General features: G+C 37.6%; 23 protein-coding genes. 9 read left to right on the top strand and 14 right to left on the bottom strand.

Annotated features, from left to right (window positions below):
* Positions 1-6 precede the first annotated feature (6 nt).
* The 5 genes from ACFS7Z_RS08680 to ACFS7Z_RS08660 form a co-directional block, all read right to left on the bottom strand.
* Positions 7-414: a hypothetical protein gene (locus ACFS7Z_RS08680; protein WP_377483427.1), complete on the bottom strand. Its 408-nt coding sequence runs from the start codon at positions 412-414 to the stop codon at positions 7-9.
* Positions 415-693: 279 nt separating this feature from the next.
* Positions 694-987: a hypothetical protein gene (locus ACFS7Z_RS08675; protein WP_377483426.1), complete on the bottom strand. Its 294-nt coding sequence runs from the start codon at positions 985-987 to the stop codon at positions 694-696.
* 19 nt (positions 988-1,006) lie between these two features.
* Positions 1,007-1,306 (bottom strand): hypothetical protein, encoded by a 300-nt coding sequence (locus tag ACFS7Z_RS08670; RefSeq protein WP_377483424.1) that lies wholly within the window; start codon positions 1,304-1,306, stop codon positions 1,007-1,009.
* 353 nt (positions 1,307-1,659) lie between these two features.
* The gene (locus ACFS7Z_RS08665) at positions 1,660-2,259 is read right to left on the bottom strand and encodes a hypothetical protein (RefSeq protein ID WP_377483422.1); all 600 of its coding nucleotides are present in this window, start codon (positions 2,257-2,259) and stop codon (positions 1,660-1,662) included.
* Between the two features lie 335 nt (positions 2,260-2,594).
* The gene (locus tag ACFS7Z_RS08660) at positions 2,595-3,095 is read right to left on the bottom strand and encodes a hypothetical protein (protein WP_377483420.1); all 501 of its coding nucleotides are present in this window, start codon (positions 3,093-3,095) and stop codon (positions 2,595-2,597) included.
* Positions 3,096-3,263: 168 nt separating this feature from the next.
* On the opposite strand from ACFS7Z_RS08660, the gene ACFS7Z_RS08655 reads away from it, so the two are divergent.
* On the top strand, positions 3,264-3,458 hold the full coding sequence (locus tag ACFS7Z_RS08655) for a hypothetical protein (RefSeq protein WP_377483418.1): 195 nt from the start codon (positions 3,264-3,266) through the stop codon (positions 3,456-3,458).
* Here the strand turns inward: ACFS7Z_RS08655 and ACFS7Z_RS08650 are convergent.
* The 5 genes from ACFS7Z_RS08650 to ACFS7Z_RS08630 form a co-directional block, all read right to left on the bottom strand.
* Positions 3,451-4,371 (bottom strand): phospholipase D-like domain-containing protein, encoded by a 921-nt coding sequence (locus tag ACFS7Z_RS08650; protein ID WP_377483416.1) that lies wholly within the window; start codon positions 4,369-4,371, stop codon positions 3,451-3,453. The two genes, ACFS7Z_RS08655 and ACFS7Z_RS08650, sit on opposite strands and share 8 nt — an antisense overlap.
* Positions 4,372-4,411: 40 nt before the next feature.
* Complete coding sequence (locus tag ACFS7Z_RS08645; protein WP_377483414.1) at positions 4,412-6,655, bottom strand: GmrSD restriction endonuclease domain-containing protein; 2,244 nt, start codon at positions 6,653-6,655, stop codon at positions 4,412-4,414.
* A gap of 177 nt (positions 6,656-6,832) precedes the next feature.
* Positions 6,833-7,654 (bottom strand): hypothetical protein, encoded by an 822-nt coding sequence (locus ACFS7Z_RS08640; RefSeq protein ID WP_377483412.1) that lies wholly within the window; start codon positions 7,652-7,654, stop codon positions 6,833-6,835.
* 301 nt (positions 7,655-7,955) lie between these two features.
* Positions 7,956-8,816, bottom strand: a complete 861-nt coding sequence (locus tag ACFS7Z_RS08635; protein ID WP_377483410.1) for an agmatine deiminase family protein — start codon at positions 8,814-8,816, stop codon at positions 7,956-7,958.
* Positions 8,792-9,280: a hypothetical protein gene (locus ACFS7Z_RS08630; protein ID WP_377483408.1), complete on the bottom strand. Its 489-nt coding sequence runs from the start codon at positions 9,278-9,280 to the stop codon at positions 8,792-8,794. Before ACFS7Z_RS08630 ends, ACFS7Z_RS08635 begins: the two co-directional genes overlap by 25 nt.
* A gap of 231 nt (positions 9,281-9,511) precedes the next feature.
* On the opposite strand from ACFS7Z_RS08630, the gene ACFS7Z_RS08625 reads away from it, so the two are divergent.
* From ACFS7Z_RS08625 to ACFS7Z_RS08615, 3 genes are all read left to right on the top strand, one after another.
* Positions 9,512-10,363: a DNA/RNA non-specific endonuclease gene (locus tag ACFS7Z_RS08625; RefSeq protein ID WP_377483406.1), complete on the top strand. Its 852-nt coding sequence runs from the start codon at positions 9,512-9,514 to the stop codon at positions 10,361-10,363.
* 18 nt (positions 10,364-10,381) lie between these two features.
* Complete coding sequence (locus ACFS7Z_RS08620; protein WP_377483403.1) at positions 10,382-10,786, top strand: nuclease A inhibitor family protein; 405 nt, start codon at positions 10,382-10,384, stop codon at positions 10,784-10,786.
* 158 nt (positions 10,787-10,944) lie between these two features.
* On the top strand, positions 10,945-11,307 hold the full coding sequence (locus ACFS7Z_RS08615) for a hypothetical protein (RefSeq protein ID WP_377483401.1): 363 nt from the start codon (positions 10,945-10,947) through the stop codon (positions 11,305-11,307).
* Positions 11,308-11,362: 55 nt separating this feature from the next.
* Here the strand turns inward: ACFS7Z_RS08615 and ACFS7Z_RS08610 are convergent, their stop codons facing one another.
* Entirely contained in the window at positions 11,363-12,064 is a 702-nt protein-coding gene (locus tag ACFS7Z_RS08610) for a hypothetical protein (RefSeq protein ID WP_377483399.1), read from the bottom strand.
* Between the two features lie 127 nt (positions 12,065-12,191).
* Between ACFS7Z_RS08610 and ACFS7Z_RS08605 the strand changes: the two genes are divergently transcribed.
* The gene (locus tag ACFS7Z_RS08605) at positions 12,192-12,368 is read left to right on the top strand and encodes a hypothetical protein (protein ID WP_377483396.1); all 177 of its coding nucleotides are present in this window, start codon (positions 12,192-12,194) and stop codon (positions 12,366-12,368) included.
* Positions 12,355-12,828 carry a hypothetical protein gene (locus ACFS7Z_RS08600; RefSeq protein ID WP_377483394.1) on the top strand — a complete coding sequence of 158 codons (474 nt, stop codon included), beginning with the start codon at positions 12,355-12,357 and terminating at the stop codon, positions 12,826-12,828. The genes ACFS7Z_RS08605 and ACFS7Z_RS08600 overlap by 14 nt, the downstream gene beginning before the upstream one ends.
* Positions 12,829-12,878: 50 nt before the next feature.
* Here the strand turns inward: ACFS7Z_RS08600 and ACFS7Z_RS08595 are convergent, their stop codons facing one another.
* Positions 12,879-13,040 (bottom strand): hypothetical protein, encoded by a 162-nt coding sequence (locus ACFS7Z_RS08595; protein WP_377483391.1) that lies wholly within the window; start codon positions 13,038-13,040, stop codon positions 12,879-12,881.
* Positions 13,041-13,387: 347 nt separating this feature from the next.
* Here ACFS7Z_RS08595 and ACFS7Z_RS08590 point away from each other — a divergent pair, with 347 nt between their 5' ends.
* Complete coding sequence (locus ACFS7Z_RS08590; RefSeq protein ID WP_377483389.1) at positions 13,388-13,624, top strand: hypothetical protein; 237 nt, start codon at positions 13,388-13,390, stop codon at positions 13,622-13,624.
* An 82-nt stretch (positions 13,625-13,706) separates the two neighbouring features.
* A complete protein-coding gene (locus ACFS7Z_RS08585) occupies positions 13,707-14,063 on the top strand; it encodes a hypothetical protein (protein WP_377483387.1) in 357 nt (118 codons plus the stop codon).
* Between the two features lie 527 nt (positions 14,064-14,590).
* On the opposite strand, the gene ACFS7Z_RS08580 is transcribed toward ACFS7Z_RS08585, so the two are convergent.
* Positions 14,591-14,749, bottom strand: a complete 159-nt coding sequence (locus ACFS7Z_RS08580) for a hypothetical protein (protein ID WP_377483384.1) — start codon at positions 14,747-14,749, stop codon at positions 14,591-14,593.
* A gap of 303 nt (positions 14,750-15,052) precedes the next feature.
* Between ACFS7Z_RS08580 and ACFS7Z_RS08575 the strand changes: the two genes are divergently transcribed.
* A complete protein-coding gene (locus ACFS7Z_RS08575) occupies positions 15,053-15,682 on the top strand; it encodes a hypothetical protein (protein ID WP_377483382.1) in 630 nt (209 codons plus the stop codon).
* Here the strand turns inward: ACFS7Z_RS08575 and ACFS7Z_RS08570 are convergent.
* Entirely contained in the window at positions 15,679-16,236 is a 558-nt protein-coding gene (locus tag ACFS7Z_RS08570; RefSeq protein WP_377483380.1) for a recombinase family protein, read from the bottom strand. The two genes, ACFS7Z_RS08575 and ACFS7Z_RS08570, sit on opposite strands and share 4 nt — an antisense overlap.
* Between the last annotated feature and the right edge of the window lie 151 nt (positions 16,237-16,387).

The following is a 16,387-nucleotide window of genomic DNA, read 5'->3' as shown; positions in this document are numbered from 1 at the left end:
AAGTATCTACTCTAAAGCTAACCTGATTTTCAGCTTACGTGTTAAGTGTAGTAAATCAGCCTTCATCTCCTTCGCCTTTCTTAGTGCAAACTTATTATCTAAGCCTTCTCCTAATATGACGATGTCTTTTATATAAGGATAGGTACCTTTCTTTAAATAACTAATCCAGTAGGTGAAAGGTGATTCGGTATAGCCAACGTGAATACACTGATATCTAGAATCCATTATTGCTACCAGATAGTTCATGTCTTTAACCTTCTGCATTGGCTTTAGCTTGTTGTAGAGGCTGCTTCCATATAAACCATTTTCTACTGCTAAAGCATCATAATAAGGCTCTATGTAGTTGTCTCCATGCTTTTCTTTTATCTGCATGTACCTTTTTAAGCCAATATCTTTAAATAAATTATTTTTCATGTGATTGATTCTGATTTTAAAATATGATTGGTTTTACTTACACATGTTATAATCAGAAAAAAGTAAAAGTTTTATAGTGAATGTTGGTTTATCCCATGTAGCAGGAGGGAAGCATTAAATCTTGTATGTAGTCTGCATATTACACTTTGTTGCTAATCCACGATATGTAGTTATAAATATGATTAAATAGAAATTCCAGCACTGGCTCAGAAGCCTGAACCTGGTGCTGGAATATGCATGGATGAAGGAATCATCAGTTTCGAATGGATGAGGTTTGTTCTAAATTATCCACCATTCATCTTCTTGTTCATCGCTGATTATTGTAGCAATCTTCTTGTTGCGAATTATGACCTGGGTTCTTTCTTTGAAAATTTCTTCGTAAATACCCAGAACCACATCACATCGATGTACCATTTTGTAGTCTCCATCACACCTAAAATCGCTCCTGCAATCATAGCCAGTATCTATCTGACTCTCTAACTCATCCATCGTATATTCATATGCATCTTTCCTACATTCATTTACCAGGTCATTGTACTCCTGGTCTGTCATGTACCTATTATTGTTTTTCATGCTACTAATTATTTTTTATCTAATTACTGAACAGGCTGTGTATGTCTAAGCTGTCTATAAAATCCGTGTCCTTGATATCACTTACTATTTCATCAATCTTGTCTTTACGAATCTTGGTAGCAACTCTCTCTTCGTAAACATTGACAGCAACTTTATACTGTACCCAATAGCTAAAAGCTTCTGTGTGGTTGCCGTACTTTTTCATGTGGAAAGAAAGACTGTCTAAAGCCTGTATATCATAGGGAAGGTGATCTAAATCTATATTGTATGCAATATCACGGCTTTCTTGCACTAACCTGCTGAATTCTTCGTCTGTCATGTAAGTTGTATTTTTCTTTATCATCTGTTTTAAAATCTGTTTATGCACTTTATAGTATCTATAATGCATTAGTTTTGAAATCAGATGGACTATATTTTCTGAAGCTGAAACAAGAGATGAGAGGCAGGGTAATACTCAATTTTGATATTTGGTAGGTGATATCCTGATGTAGTAGGTCAGAAGTAGGTTCCTACTATAACAAAGTGTGCAATTACAGCCATAAGACTGGGTTCTTGTATGATGTAGTAGTGAAGCCTGTAACTTAAACTAAACATAAAAAAACTGGTAAGGAGAACAGCGAATTATGCCATTCTCCTTACCAGTTTAACTAAGCTAAGTCACACCCGCTTTACTTATTCAGAAAATGCGGTTCTTATCTTGTACTTCCTCCTTCTAGATAAGAAGTCCTGGGTATTGTATAGTGCCATATCGTCATTTTCTTCGCTCATCTCCAGAAGTTCCTGTTCAGTAAAGTCTACCTTGTAGGCAAAGTATAGCAGCGAATCCTCACACATATATTCCTCTGCTATATACATAGTTAAGTATTCGTAGCTTATAGAGTAGAACTCTCCAGTTATAACACTCCTAAATAGAATAGAGAAATACTTATTAGTAGCACCCCTGCCAAGCACACCATGAGTGATTGCACAAATTATAAGGTCATTGAAGTTTATCTCCTTTCCTTCTATGTCGGAAACGCTTTCTCTGTAGCAAAGTACGTCTGATGGCCTGATAAAACCTTCCTGATACCAGCAGCGGTCTTTTTCTACCACTAAGCCTCCTTGTTTGTACCCCATATATGTTACATTACCTTCTTTATATTCCTCGCATAAAGTATAGTCTCTGATGTACTTTTCATTTCCCCTTCTGATCTTGTTGCATGCGAAGATATCTTGGTCGTCCCAGTAGGAGCTGTCGAACAGTAAATGCGTCTCATCCTGTATTGTTTTCATATATTCATTTTTAAAATTTTGTTTAACACTTATTATAGAATCGGCAAAAGGGAAAGTTTGATTTATTTTTTATATGGAGAGAAGTATTTGAAGAAGCTACAGCTAAGTGGAGCCTGTATGTAGGTATGTAGAAGATTACACCATGTGTGCCTAATCACGTAAGAAGACATGAACTAGCATTCTAAAAGCTTGTAAGCTAGCAATTCCAACCTTCATGTTTGTTGCTACTCCTGATTCTATGTAGCTGACATATAGTAAAGCCTTTTACCCATGACTCCGATATACAGGTAGATTCCGCATGGCAGGTATGGTTGTGCAGACATGTAGCACCATCACTACAAATCGGCAATTAAACTTCCCAGTTTTTCTTTTTTAATATCTTCTAGCTCCTTCAGCACGTCATCTGCAAAGAATAAATCGTCTCGATTAAACAATTGTACAGGGAGCTGATCCTTTGTCGATTCTGATATAGTTAGAGGTGTAACGAAGCTGGCTGTAAGCCTACAGTAGTCAAATTCGTTAAATATTGCACGTAGCACCTCTGGCTGAAGGCTTAAATATTCCTCTATGTCGACAGCAAGAATGCTCTTGTTGTTGAAGACTATTTCGTCTGTCCTGTCGTCCAAGTAGAGTTCGATATACAAACCATCCACTGTGGTAACTTTATGGTTCACGCAATAGTAAGTCTTAGCATATGCGATACCCAAGTTGTTAAAATGTACCAGGTACTCCTTATAACGCTGCACAAGGCGTATGAAATCGTTAATGCTGTTTATTGTCACTGGCCGCTGCAGCGCAGCCTCCATTTTTCTTAGTTCTTGTACCTCTATGGTCATAACTTTAAAGTTTAAATCCGACCATTACTGTATCTCGAATCTCTTTGTTCTATAAGTAGCATAATTTAGAACAGATACAAACAAGCTGCTTTAAATACAGACTACCTGATATGCTTTTTTGCTCAATGAAAGTCTTTTGGGTGGTCAAAGTTGGTGCAATAGTTCTTTTTGATTAAGATAATCTGCACCATTCAAAACCACATAGTAGAAGGCTGGCTGCAGCAAAGAGAGGTAGGCGGTGTGTATTATGCTCTTCTAAATGATTTTTGCAACGATGAAATTGCTAATCCCATGGAGGATGTAAAGTTGCTGATTGAGCAGGCTGAAGGATCTATGTTGATTAGAATAAACGATTCTATTTAGCTTCTTCTTTCAGCTTCTTAGCCGCAGCTTCTTCCTTATCACGTTTTTCTAAGTACAGCTTTCGGCTCTTCGTTTTAAAGTCGCCAACACCTTTTATGAAGTCTGATATTGCGGCTATCAACTCTTTCTTTTCGTTTACACGCAGGTTATCCAGAAAGGTGTTGGATAGTCTCACTTTAGAATAACCACCAATCATGTTATGGTAGCCGTTGCCGCCTTGAACAAACTGATATTCAAAATAGCCAGGCCTCAGATGGTTGTGTGCCTCTGTATGGTAGAAGCCTGCATCATCTTGTGATAGAACAGCATCAATATATACCTTGTTCTCAACCTTATCTATTGACAGAGTGAATTTGGTTGAGCATCCACTTATTATTAACACACCGTTGCTGAAATAAGCTCTGGCACTACTGCCTACGTTGTGGTAAATATAGTTCTGCAGCACCACGGTGAATTTCTCCTTACTTACATATAAATCTTCATCATTGGGCTTCTCCTTAATTTCATTAGTGGTAATGAAATCCTTCACAAACCTTTTCAATTCATCCAGTTCTTCGTTGTTTTCCAACTTACAACCAATCTCAATAGAGTTGCTGTTAGAACTGGATAAAAGGTTCATAGATGATATCACACCATTCTTTTCATTGAAATAGAACTTTGCATGCAGATTGTTCACTAATCGTGGAGTAATGCCTAAAGCCTCAACCTGCTCCCAACTGGCCGCGTTTTCTGGTTCATTTCTAACAAAGAAGTCTATTCTAACACCACGGTTCTTGGCATTAACCAGTTCACTAGCCAGCCTTTCCCAGTACTTAAAGTTGACATAGGGTGATACAATAATCAGGTATTGTTTGGCTTCATATATTAAGTCAAGTATTTCAGTGCTTATTTTATGTGGCTGTAGAATTTTCATGCTTTAATATAAAGGTGAGTAAAACATCTAAGTTTTGCTTCTATGCTACTATTGATTTCAATTCAGCGTGAACTTTATCTTCGAAGTTAAAAAGCACGCCTATACGTAATATGTCGTACCACTCTGTATAAATATTACAAAGCCGATTTATAATTGCGGATAAATGCACAGCTACCATTTCCGTGTTGTTATGATTTATTCTTCTTTCGATTTTCAACCAATATGCCCAATCATTGCTTTTGACAAAGCTATCCTCACGCACATCAATCTCTTTTTCTACATCAACTAACCTAAGTTTGGGTGCAAGATGATTGCTCTCACTTCTGTTATCTTCTAATGCCATAGCCCGAAGGTTGCCGATGGTGTTAGTCCAGAACTTTGTGTTCGCATGGATATACCACTTACCATTTGCCCAACTGCCAGGATAAATATGGTCCCAATCCCATGGGGTGTTTGTGTCTTCCAGGTTCTCCATCTGATTGAAGTCTCCAAAATTATTATTTATATATCTTCTTTGGGCGAAGAGTAGCAGGTATCTGTTTCTGATTACTTCTTTGATGAAAACATTCCAGATACTGTTAGCAAGACGATTGTCTTCTTCAGGCGAGTTTTCGTGCTTTAGAACATACTTATATTGATTGGCAATATCACTATTAGAATCTGGATATAATTTATCCCGCAGTGTACTACCTTTAACTACGTTTTCTATCAGAAACTCCTTTAAAGCTGATGGTGAAATCAAGGGGTACATCAAATAGTCATTACTTCCATAAAATGGTTTTTGCAGAACATCTCTCACCCAAAACTCTTCGTGAGTTATATGGCTCCATATCGCACGGACATACTTTCTTTCATCTTTGCAAAACCAGCTTAGAGCAGTTATTGATGCTAAGGCTCGTTTCTTCTCATTTATAGTTATCTGGCAATCCTTTAACCTAATCCAATGTAAAAGCATCAGGAACAATTCAGGAGACTTTCTAATGATGCTCTTTACTAATACTGGTGGTATGGTTACATCATCTTCCGATAGAAGTATACTGATAGCGCAGTCAAAAATCTGCTTCGCTTTCCCAGGTATTTCTTGAGAGGCAGATAAATCGCCAATATACTCTTTGAGAATGCTCTTAAACTCGTTATCCTGTATCCTTTTTCTGAAGTCATTGACATTCATAGGAGATGGATAAGTGCTTTGCCGTTCCGCATAGTTGCTTTGTAACTCCGCATATGCTAACCTCGAAACTAAAGAGATAACCAAAGAAGGTGCAACATAGCTTGCAGCGATACCTTCAACCAGCCCTTTGGCTTCAGGAAATGATGCTTTGTAGATGGAGTATATTAATTCTTCGCCTGCGATTCTTGTTCCCGAAGAATTTAATCTCACAAACAACGTAGAGTCTTCTTCATCTTTTCTTTCTCCTGTTCTTTCATCTTCTGCCTTTAGTACTTGCTGGTCAACCACTATACCTGGTATAAGCACTTGTTGTATATGCTTAATAGCATTGTAGATGTCTTCATCGAACTCTTCACTATAAAGCACTTCCTTTAAGATTTCAAGATAGCCAAGTTCTGAGTTCAAGTACTTAGTCCTGATGTGTTTACAAGGAAGATATTTCTCACACATTGCTAATAGCCTATCTTTCCAAAAAGCATTTTTTCTGTCATTGGCATCATCACAGGCTGAAATTGACTCAATTAAAAATGACAACGGAACAGGAAGGTTTGCATCATAGGGAAAAGTTATCTTATTAGATAAGTTAATGTACCTTTCTGTTTTGTTGTCTGAGCTAACTTTGAATAAGTCCAAAGCATTTCTTCTGTCAGACACGCTTAACGGTTTGCTATGGTCTATCCGTTGGTATCCCCAAGGGTGGGATTGTGTGACTACTCGTAGCACAAATTTCTGCGTGTTTGTCTTATCTTTAGGTGCCAAATCAATCCAGACAACAGGCGTGTTAGCCTTCTTTAATGACCAGAACTTAGTGTCTGATGATGTCCAGGGGTTATAATGTCCTAATGCTATGGATGTAGCACGCTGCTGACCATCGAGCAAAAACAACTTTTCATCCTCGCTTTTCGACAGCAGGAATGCACCCACAGGAAAGCCCCTCAGCAAAGAATCCCATACTGCTTCTATCTGACTCACCTTCCACACAAAGCTTCTTTGCAATGGAGGCAAGTCAACAGGTGATTTATCAGAATTGAGTTGCCAGGAAGCTATATCACTTAGTTTGAAAGATTCAGGTTTGTGGATGACACCTTCTGGTTTGGTTGCTGTGATTGTCATGTTTGCTTTCTTTAGTTCTGTATAGTGCCGTAGATGTTCAGCTTGAAAATATGAATAAATAAATGCGACCGACAATATCACAAACTTTATTTAATATTCCATATATAATATGTCTATAGAAGTATGCGTGAGTGAGGTGAAACTTACGCATGTATAGGGAAAGACTCAGTTAGAATTTTACGCTTTCATGCCTGTAAATACCTGCCAGTCGTATTGCTTTTCTAAACTGAGGCATTTGAAAATATGAAAGCCATATTCGGCTACGAGAATAATTTGCCTTTCAGACTCTTTCTTAGTCATTCTTAGGTTATAAGAATGGCTATCTTCATCAAAAGTGAAGTAGTGTTCAAATAACTCCTTTTGAAAGTCTGTGAACCTTGCTCGGTTCTTATTCATCTTAAACAGAGAGTGTACAACAGCATGCCTGACATGGCTTATCACCTGATACCACTCCGAAATATTGTGCCTTCTTGGCTTTTCTGACTCGTTTAATTTTACTGATAGATGCCTGAGTAACTTTATAATTTCAGCGTTATTTTGACCACGATATTTTCTGACCTTCTCCTTATACTCTTCCAAAGAAGAGCATTCTTGTGATGCTATTTTAGCTGCTTTAGATTGTTCTTCTGGATTATTATATAGGTATGACGCAGTAATGTCAAACAGGAAGGATTCAAGTATTTCGTAGCAATTCGCTGTGCTTCTCATACCCTCTCTGCTAATTAATTTTTCTACACTTTCTTCTATATCTTTTACTTTGACTTTGTCGACTTTTCCTGTGTGATAGTAGATCTTGAAACCTTTGTCTGTTGGACCAGTTAAATCGCCAATGACTAAAGAAGTACCCATGATACCTTTCTCTGGCTCATGACCTTCGAATTGTTTTAATAAGCTTTCTTTTTGATTCTTCAGATGAGTGGAAGTCTGGTAGAACATTAAATTCGTGAGAGAGATATTATGGAGAAATATATCCAGTTCTGCCTTTAGTGGGTTCGCCATTCAAGTCTTCTGATTTCTGATTGCTACTAAGATTTACTCTGTAAAAACCTCTTTAACTGGCTCGTATTAGGTATACCAGTTAACTTTTCTGTACCTATAGTGTGTGCGTAATAACCTGTTACTACTTTGGGATTATGCATATTATGTAGAATATATACATGATATTTATCTGTAACAGTATGCGTTTTAGCTTGCCCCCAGTAAATCATTTCATTTATGTCTTCGAGTGTATATTTAGGTAATGACATAGCAGTTTGTGCAGTTAGATTCAGTTAATCAATTCATTATATCTTTAGCAGAGTTAAAGCACTTTAGCGTTCCACGATATACAATTTAATATACCCCCTTCATTAGCAATATCACTGCAATCAATTGTGGCTATTCTACTTCCCGAAAATAACCTCTCAAACTGTTTCACAACCGCATCATCTTCTTTCATGTTGGAGACTGGAACAACGACCACATCTTTCATTTGAAGGTAGTTAATGTATATGCCGCTAGCCTGGATAGGCTTTTGGTTGCTATAAGGGTTGTAAGGTATTTCAACCCATTCCAGACCAGCATTGTGCAAAGCCATTCTGAAAGTGCGTTGAAACTGCGGCTTCTCCCTTGAATAGTCGTTTATCAGCACCGTTCTATCATCCAGGAAACGCACCATACCATCGGCATGACCTATTATGTCTGATGGGTCTGTAGGTATAAATATTATCTGGTCTACTTCTAAATGCTGCTGTAACTCAGTTATCAGAAATTTCTCGGTTAGGTAATGGTGTTCACTGAACACCTTGTCGCACATTATCACCTTATCAGATGCGCGAACCACATTACCGCCATCTACTTTGAGAGGTGTATATTTAGGGTTAATGCCTAAATATACGATAATGGCATTTGTGTCAGTGATGGTCTTGTGCCACTTCTTACTCTGAAGGTAGTCTGGGTTGTATACAAACTTAACGAACTTGTCAACAGCTAACTGTATGGGCATATAGTCTCTTGCCCAGATATCCTTTGTGCCAGGTAGCAGTTCATAGCTGATTCCGCAGTCGTTCAGTACGGCTTCGAACCATTGGTGGAACTTAGGGTACTTCTTCGGGAGAGTGTCAGCCAAGTAAAGAAAATTGGTTTGGTCGTCTGTTATCATTTCGCCATTCGTCGCTTCCAAATTGTTTTTATAACCTTGCCTACTTCTTTAAACTCACTATATGTGAATGTATCTGTTTTGGCGTTATTGCACCAATAGCAGCATAAAACAATGTTGTCTATATTGTCATAGGTGAGGTTCGGCTCCTTACGGTCATATTCGAGTTTCTTGCCTCTTGTAGCTATGCGTTTGGTCTCAAGTTTACCGCTGTTAAGGAGTTCTGCAATCTCTTCCTCGGTTATTTCGCAGTAATGGCACTTCCTGTCCAATTTTTCATACCAGTTATAAAAGTCTTCGAAAATAGGGGTGAACTTCTTCGTTGTCCATACTTGCCTGATTTTAGCTATTCTTTCCCTCTCAAATCGCAGTTCCTCATACCAAAGTGTAAGTGTTGGTCTGGGAACAGAAAGCTTTTGCTCTACTGCTGCGTAATTCTCACCGCAGATAACGTGTAGCCTTAAAAATTCTTTTTGCTTGTCATTCATGTTTTTGATAGTCATCAAAGACTTGTTTACTTTGAAAGAGTATGAGATTGATAGAATATCTTGTAAGCATAATATACTAACATAACTATGACAACTGCTAAACTTGCAGAGAATCTATTGAGCAGTATTTCTTGAAGTCCATTATAATTTGCCGTAGGTAATAAATGCCTACTCACTTTGGATTAGGTAACCTGCCACAGAAGAGTTCTTATGCAGTACAAAAACATAATTATGAGAAATCGTTTATACATAATTTTATTTATTTTTTTAGGCTTACAGGCTTGTTCGGAAACTGAGGTTGCTCCTAAAGACACTTTTGATACACCCGTAAGTGAGCATGTTGCATTAGGAAATCCGAGTAATGCCACTGCCGAAGTCTCAGATTTCAACAACTTCCTGATGGTAAAACCGCAGTATGTGCTTTCGTACAGCAGAGACAAAGGAACGCCTAATTGGGTAAGCTGGCACCTGAACAAAGATTGGTTGGGTTCTGCTCCACGACAGGATGATTTCAGAGCGGATATGACTTTGCCAGCAGACTGGTACAGGGTAGGAGCATCTGCTTATACAGGAAGTGGTTTCGACAGAGGACATAACATCCCAAGTGCCGACCGAACCAGAACAGTAGAGGATAACTCTGCCACCTTCCTTATGACTAACATTATACCGCAGGCTCCCAATAACAACAGAAATACGTGGGCAAACCTTGAGGACTACACAAGAGACCTTGTTGATGATGGTATGGAAGCATATGTGGTTATGGGTAGCTATGGCGTTGGTGGTGTAGGTAGTGAAGGTGCTGCCAACACGATTGACAATGGCAGAGTTACTGTTCCCAGAAATATCTGGAAAGTGATAGTAATCTTGCCTGAGGGTGAAAATGACATCAGCCGTATCGACACAAGTACAAGAGTGATAGCGGTAAACACGCCTAATATTAATACTGTTGATTCAAACTGGGGAATTTACAGAACCTCTGTGGATGCAATAGAGCAGGCCACTGGCTATGACTTGCTTTCCGCTTTGCCAGACCAGGTTGAAAATGCTCTTGAGTCAAAAGTGGATACAGGTCCGACCAGATAACTTTTTAAACACTTTTCTATGACTAACGAAGCTATACTGCAAAAACTGCAAGAGCTAACGCAAGGCTTATACTATATCAGTGAGAGCGACTATCCAATGGAAGTTGTTCATTTCGATGATGTCGAAGCTGATAATCTTTCTGATGAAGCCATTTCTCAGCTTGCTGGACAACCAACCGATGCAAAAGTAGAAACAGTTGACTTAGCTTACTTCCTGCGGAACATGACGAGAACAGAGCCTGAGGCAGATGAAGCGGAAGGGCAAAATGCTGAGCGATTCCAGGCGTTGCAGGCTCTCATGGAGCAGCAACTATCAGGTGTCAAGGTGTACAGGATAGGCAGAAGAGAGATAACGGCATTGGCATTAGGCGCACTGCCAGAAGGAGGGTATGGTGGCTTCAAAACTATCCTCATCGAAACCTAACAACCTCGCTTAAATTCTTCTTTTTTTCATCCTCCAATTAATACGAGCAATATTATATTGTTAATAATACTGCAAGGCGATATGAAACATAAGTTGTCACTCTAAGAATATCGCTCAGAAGGTAAGCTGTATGATATATAAGAAAAAGTTTGATAGACATGCTTATACTAAAATACAGCTACCTGAACAGGAATATGAATCTGGTGAAGGTTCTCCATAATGAGAAGTATGGAATCTACGACCTTGCCAAAAGTGAAGTGCTGACTGAGCCACAGTATGACGTTTTGCAGTACCTTCCCGAATTAGATGCCATTGTTGCCAAGAAAGATGGCTACTACTTCTACATAGACGTTTATGGAAATTTGATGGATACAGTGATGGTTGCGGAACAAGACTGGGGTATTATTGACAAAAACGATACATGTCCTGCCTGCTTCGGGCATTGTTGTTCTGACTGCCACGGGTTTGGTATCGTGTCAATCAGTGGTAGCTATGATGAGTTATTCAACAGTGATATGTAGTGCTGTAATATGAAAACAGGTATAGCTGTATTTGGCCATACCTGTTCTTATATGTTTAAAATAAGTCTAAGTAGATTTTATCATCATTTAAAGTGGCAGAGATAGAAGTGTCTGTTCTGCTTATCTTAACCAGGTATCCTGTTAGCCAGTTTCCTTCTTCCCCTTCCTCACTGATGTATTCATATACACAGATGTCAATAATCTTGTCACTATAAGCTCCTGGCTCTGTTGTCTCTAAATCGTCTACAAGTTCCTGTAGATTATCTTCCAAATCGCATATACGCCACAGGTGTTCATATCTAATTCTAACACCTTCCACTTCCAGTAGGGTGATTTTGTAGTTAGCAAGTGAAGTCCTGTACTCATAAGTTGTAAGGTGTGCCTCACCTTCGACCTTTTTAAAATTTACAGAAGAGCGTATAATTCCTTTCCTACAAACTTTGCATTCGTTTGACGTGCCATTGCAGTTGCAGCGTGAATTCTCCTGATAGAAGCTGTCAATTATCTCTTCATCGAGCGCAGATATAGTAGTTAGATTTAAATTTGTGTCAACCCATAAGTATTTGTCTTCTGTTGTTACTACTATTCCTTTTCCACTTTCAAAAAAAGGGAAGACGTGCTTGTAAATAGCCTTGCTTTCTTTCTTGCCTTCCTTTGTCTGTAAGACTAAGCCGAATAGAGCCTTATTTGGACAGTAGCCTTTATAGATTTCAACGTCTTTTTTCTTGTATAGCTGTTCGTTTATTAGTGTTATCATTCATATCTCTTTGTTTTTATTATATATCATAATTTAATACTGAAAAGCGGTCAATATTTACACTTGTGTAAAAGTGGTAAAAGTGAGTTTAGAAAGTTGATATATAGTAAAAAGAATAAAAGCATAAATGAGAAGTTTAAAAATAACGGATGATACTGATTATCAGTTAGAAACATTGAAGTTGTTAACGCTGAAAAAATATAAGCTAAGACTGAGCAAGGGTGGAGTAGTTCGATACGCTTTGCGTGCGTTAGCTGAAAAAATGGAGATAATAGTGGAGGCGAAGAAAGATGGCGAAGAATAAAAAGCAAAATGAAAATGAGCAGGGTATTTGGCTTGATGATTTACCTGCGATACCTGGCGTACATCAGCAGGAAGGGTTTCTATTAGCTATTCCTGCTGACTTCCAGGTAACTACAGATGAAGGTGTTATCTATAATATTGAAGTTGCTCAGGTACTCCCCAGGGATTCAGCCACTTTCAATCTCGTAACGACTGTGGATGAGTTCCAGGCCACCCTCACACGATTTGTTAACACAGATAAAAAGAAATTAACTCCAAGTATAGCAGTCCTTGTAACTTACTATGATGAACAATTGGGTCTTTATTCCACTTTAGACCTTTGGGTTAATCTAACAGAAGTTGTTGCGGATTATACCCCTTCTTTCGAGCCAGTTAGTGGAGAGTTAGATACAGAGCGTATGGTGATGGCATTTAGAAATTTTGTCGAATACCTCAACACAGGTAAGTATAGGTTAGAATAAAACAGCAACGGCTACTATTATAAGTAGCCGTTGCTGTTTTATAAGGAGTCTTAGCTCAGAACATGCTGAATCTTCGTCTTTCGCTCTAGTCTTTTCCATCCTTGTGGAAGAATATTGAAGTAAACCTCACCAATATAAAAGCTGAATAATTCAAAATATTTCCTGAAGGCTTCTTCAATAACTGCTTCATCATATTCCATTTCTTCTAACATACCTGTGTCTGGTACTGAATGCAGAGTATATTAGCTAGATCGGCAGCAAAGAGTGTAGCCATAGCCTGTCTCTTCCTCTAATTTATGTACCGTTTTCCAGCATACTCTATCTATTACTATTGTGTTCATTTCTTCCTGCCTATTTCTCTGTTATACTCAGGGAAAGAGAAATTTTAAATGTGATTAAACTATCATCACTGATGGGGTTCTCTATTGTATTACAATGTAGTAGTAGGGAGGTGACAAATAACTACTAAAATAAATATTCAAAAATAAATATGTTATATGTGTTGACTTTCATTTTTTTAATTATTAACTTTGTGTAGTTATTAAACAATTGTATAATAATGAAAATTGAGATAGACCTAGATAAAGAAACAACACCAGCAAAATATGCTGAGCGGAAAGGAGTGACTGTAGGAGCAGTAACAAATTGGATAGCTAGAGACCAGATTAAATATAGGGTTATTGAGGAACTGAATCTGACTCTCGTGGAAATTGATAGTGAAGATGAAAAGATAAAAGAAAGAAGGAGAAGAATTATTGAAGCATTTTTACGAGAAGAAGGGAAAGGTGAAGAGTAATAGAAGAAATACACTGATAATAACTAATAGAGTTTTTACAATTTTACATAAGAGCAAAATATAATAGAAACCTTAATAATTGATGAAAGAAGAAGCAATAGTAACAGGTATAGATCACATTACTTACAGCGATATAGGTAAGGTCATGACGAATCATGATATAGTAATTCAATACAATCATACCCAAAGTAGCATAGATCGGGACGGCAAGTCATTGGAACATGGTTATGTGTCGATTACGGGGGATAAACTTGTACTTAATGATATTGAATTTGGTGATGAGGATTCTGATGATGAAGAGGAATACCATTACTACAGCTTTAAGATAGAGGACGATTCAGAGGCAACAATTGAGGTCTATGACTTTTTCAATAAAGATGAGATTCACGCCTGGAGAGACATAATGTTGAGCTCAAGAGAAATTTCTTATAGCCTTTAATCTATTATCATAGCTCTCGCTCTTAACCAAGTTTATGGGAATGATATAAAGTGAATTATGGTAAATTTAAGTTGTTTGGCAGAACGATAATTTTTCAACTATCATGAAAGATCGGTATAAATAGTGATTAATAGATGCGGTAGAGTTACAAATCACAATGTAAAAAGCACAAAGACTTAACAAAATGATAACTGTAGAAAGACTGCTAAAGAAGCATATTTATAAAGCATTACAGCAACAGGCTTTCTACAGTTATCATTATTAAATAATAACTGGGGAGGTAGATGTTATTTAGAGATGCGTAAGAAGAGGAGTATTTTGTGTAGAACGAGTTATGCAAGTACAGTAAACATATCATACTCACTACATAGCAAACTAAACCAATTAATTACTAAGGGTGATATTATATACCCTTTAGTGCCTTATACCCGCAAAGTTAAACTATCAAAAATTTTTTTGAAGAGACAGAGCAGGTTTAAGCTAGCTTAAACCTGCTCTGTCTCTTTTAGATAGCTATGAAGGGTTGGTTATGAAATACCTATCATACGCCAAACAGCATCGATTAAATGCTGCTTCTCTTCACAAAAGCGGACGTCAAGTTTTCTTTTATTTTGATTCATTTTTTTCGGACGACCTCCGACATGACCTTTGGCTCTGGCCCCCAGGCCACTTGTCGTAGTTTTCATGATTGTTTAGGTTACGGTAGTTCAAAATATAGGTATCAGCAAAATGCTTCGTTTTTGAGCAATAGCAATTAAATAATTTGTGAGTAAAATAGTTCACGATATAGTTTTAATATAGAGACTTAATAATAAGTACAACCCATGGGTTTTTAGTATTACTTAGGCATTAACGTAGGTTTATAATATTATGTACTATTAGTTCCCTGGGTTCTCTACCTTAAGATTACAGTCACGACAGAAATAATTTCACCCAATAAAAATATGGTATACAAAACAGAAAGAGGTTTAAGGAATAAGATCAGGAGTGTGATCGAGTCAGAAGAAGCAGTCACTTGGCGAATTGAGAAAATAATAGATAAATTTCATCTACTTATACAAAACAATTTAGTAGAGCTTACAGAGGACCAGTACAAAAATTTATATCCTTATTTTCTTAAGGTTGAAGAGTTTTATAGTATAACATTGCTCTGTAAAAATATTAAAGGTTTCCCCACTAAATTGCTCTTGGATTATACCAATGATTTGCCACCTGGTGTAGTGCCGAGTGAGGCGATAGAAGGTGAACTCCTTGAAAGGTTAAGAATAAATACTTCAGATATTAGTGCCCTAAAAATAATGATTTTTGAAGTAAGAGAATTCTATGATGGTGTGCACGATATACACAGATGGGCAAGTATGACTGAAATGAAAACTTTTAGGGTTATATTAAAAAAACTTTCAAAGCAAGCACGAGAGATTTCTTCAGTATTCACTCTCGGGCCGCAAAATAAATTGGCTTCATCAAATTATTTGATAGATTTGAATCTAAATCGAATGGAGTTATTTTTTTTATACAACTATTTAGGGAACCACAGTATGCTGGATGAAGACTTTTTAAGAAGTTTATTACATTCGTATATTAGGAAACATAAAATAACTGAGGTCTTAAATAGCTAACCTTCAAAAGCCTTGACATAACTATATAGAGTAGGCTTGGAGATTCCCATCATCTGGCAAATCTCATCTACTGAGTGTTGCTTTTCATTATAAAGACGAACAGTAAGCTTTCTCTTTTCCTGGTTCATTTTCTTCGGGCGACCTCCGACACGGCCTCTGGCTCTGGCTGCAGACAGACCAGCAACCGTGCGTTCCTTAATCAGATTCCGCTCGAACTCAGCCATAGAAGCAAAAATATGGAAGATAAGTCTACCAGTTGCAGTACTGGTATCAATATTCTCTTGCAAACTTTTCAGAGCAATACCTTCACTTTCCAAGTAGTTCATCCACTCGATAAGGTCTTTCAAAGATCTGCCCAAGCGATCCAGCCTCCACACCACCAGAGTGTCTCCTTTCCTCAGTATCTCCTTTACCTTTGTCAGTGCTGGTCTCTCGAATACAGTGCCACTAATTTTGTCGGTGAAGATTTTCTCGCATCCTGCCAGAGCAAGAGCGTCATGCTGCAAATCCTCTTTCTGTAAAATTTTAGAGACCCTAGAATACCCTATCAACATATAGCTGTTACTTAGTTAAATATCTCGTTATACAAATATATTAATTTACTTTGAATATTTAACTAAGTTTCTTTACTTTTTGATGTGCCTGTACGCTCAACCAGGCGAAGTTTGGAATGAAGGGTAGGGGAGTAAAGAAAACAGTCGTTTA

It is taken from the genome of Pontibacter toksunensis, from assembly GCF_042686245.1.
Taxonomy (GTDB): domain Bacteria; phylum Bacteroidota; class Bacteroidia; order Cytophagales; family Hymenobacteraceae; genus Pontibacter; species Pontibacter toksunensis.
The sequence above is the reverse complement of the archived record's forward strand: the minus strand, read 5'-3'. Positions and strand labels throughout refer to the sequence as shown.

Excerpts from the sequence above, each read along its gene's own strand:
- ACFS7Z_RS08615 (WP_377483401.1), top strand. The coding sequence starts at position 10,945 with ATGCTTATACTAAAATACAGCTACCTGAACAGGAATATGAATCTGGTG.
- ACFS7Z_RS08610 (WP_377483399.1), bottom strand. The coding sequence starts at position 12,064 with ATGATAACACTAATAAACGAACAGCTATACAAGAAAAAAGACGTTGAA.
- ACFS7Z_RS08680 (WP_377483427.1), bottom strand. The coding sequence starts at position 414 with ATGAAAAATAATTTATTTAAAGATATTGGCTTAAAAAGGTACATGCAG.
- ACFS7Z_RS08590 (WP_377483389.1), top strand. The coding sequence starts at position 13,388 with ATGAAAATTGAGATAGACCTAGATAAAGAAACAACACCAGCAAAATAT.
- ACFS7Z_RS08675 (WP_377483426.1), bottom strand. The coding sequence starts at position 987 with ATGAAAAACAATAATAGGTACATGACAGACCAGGAGTACAATGACCTG.
- ACFS7Z_RS08620 (WP_377483403.1), top strand. The coding sequence starts at position 10,382 with ATGACTAACGAAGCTATACTGCAAAAACTGCAAGAGCTAACGCAAGGC.
- ACFS7Z_RS08630 (WP_377483408.1), bottom strand. The coding sequence starts at position 9,280 with ATGAATGACAAGCAAAAAGAATTTTTAAGGCTACACGTTATCTGCGGT.
- ACFS7Z_RS08580 (WP_377483384.1), bottom strand. The coding sequence starts at position 14,749 with ATGAAAACTACGACAAGTGGCCTGGGGGCCAGAGCCAAAGGTCATGTC.
- ACFS7Z_RS08670 (WP_377483424.1), bottom strand. The coding sequence starts at position 1,306 with ATGACAGACGAAGAATTCAGCAGGTTAGTGCAAGAAAGCCGTGATATT.
- ACFS7Z_RS08640 (WP_377483412.1), bottom strand. The coding sequence starts at position 7,654 with ATGGCGAACCCACTAAAGGCAGAACTGGATATATTTCTCCATAATATC.
- ACFS7Z_RS08645 (WP_377483414.1), bottom strand. The coding sequence starts at position 6,655 with ATGACAATCACAGCAACCAAACCAGAAGGTGTCATCCACAAACCTGAA.
- ACFS7Z_RS08570 (WP_377483380.1), bottom strand. The coding sequence starts at position 16,236 with ATGTTGATAGGGTATTCTAGGGTCTCTAAAATTTTACAGAAAGAGGAT.
- ACFS7Z_RS08585 (WP_377483387.1), top strand. The coding sequence starts at position 13,707 with ATGAAAGAAGAAGCAATAGTAACAGGTATAGATCACATTACTTACAGC.
- ACFS7Z_RS08595 (WP_377483391.1), bottom strand. The coding sequence starts at position 13,040 with ATGTTAGAAGAAATGGAATATGATGAAGCAGTTATTGAAGAAGCCTTC.
- ACFS7Z_RS08650 (WP_377483416.1), bottom strand. The coding sequence starts at position 4,371 with ATGAAAATTCTACAGCCACATAAAATAAGCACTGAAATACTTGACTTA.
- ACFS7Z_RS08600 (WP_377483394.1), top strand. The coding sequence starts at position 12,355 with ATGGCGAAGAATAAAAAGCAAAATGAAAATGAGCAGGGTATTTGGCTT.
- ACFS7Z_RS08625 (WP_377483406.1), top strand. The coding sequence starts at position 9,512 with ATGAGAAATCGTTTATACATAATTTTATTTATTTTTTTAGGCTTACAG.
- ACFS7Z_RS08605 (WP_377483396.1), top strand. The coding sequence starts at position 12,192 with ATGAGAAGTTTAAAAATAACGGATGATACTGATTATCAGTTAGAAACA.
- ACFS7Z_RS08660 (WP_377483420.1), bottom strand. The coding sequence starts at position 3,095 with ATGACCATAGAGGTACAAGAACTAAGAAAAATGGAGGCTGCGCTGCAG.
- ACFS7Z_RS08665 (WP_377483422.1), bottom strand. The coding sequence starts at position 2,259 with ATGAAAACAATACAGGATGAGACGCATTTACTGTTCGACAGCTCCTAC.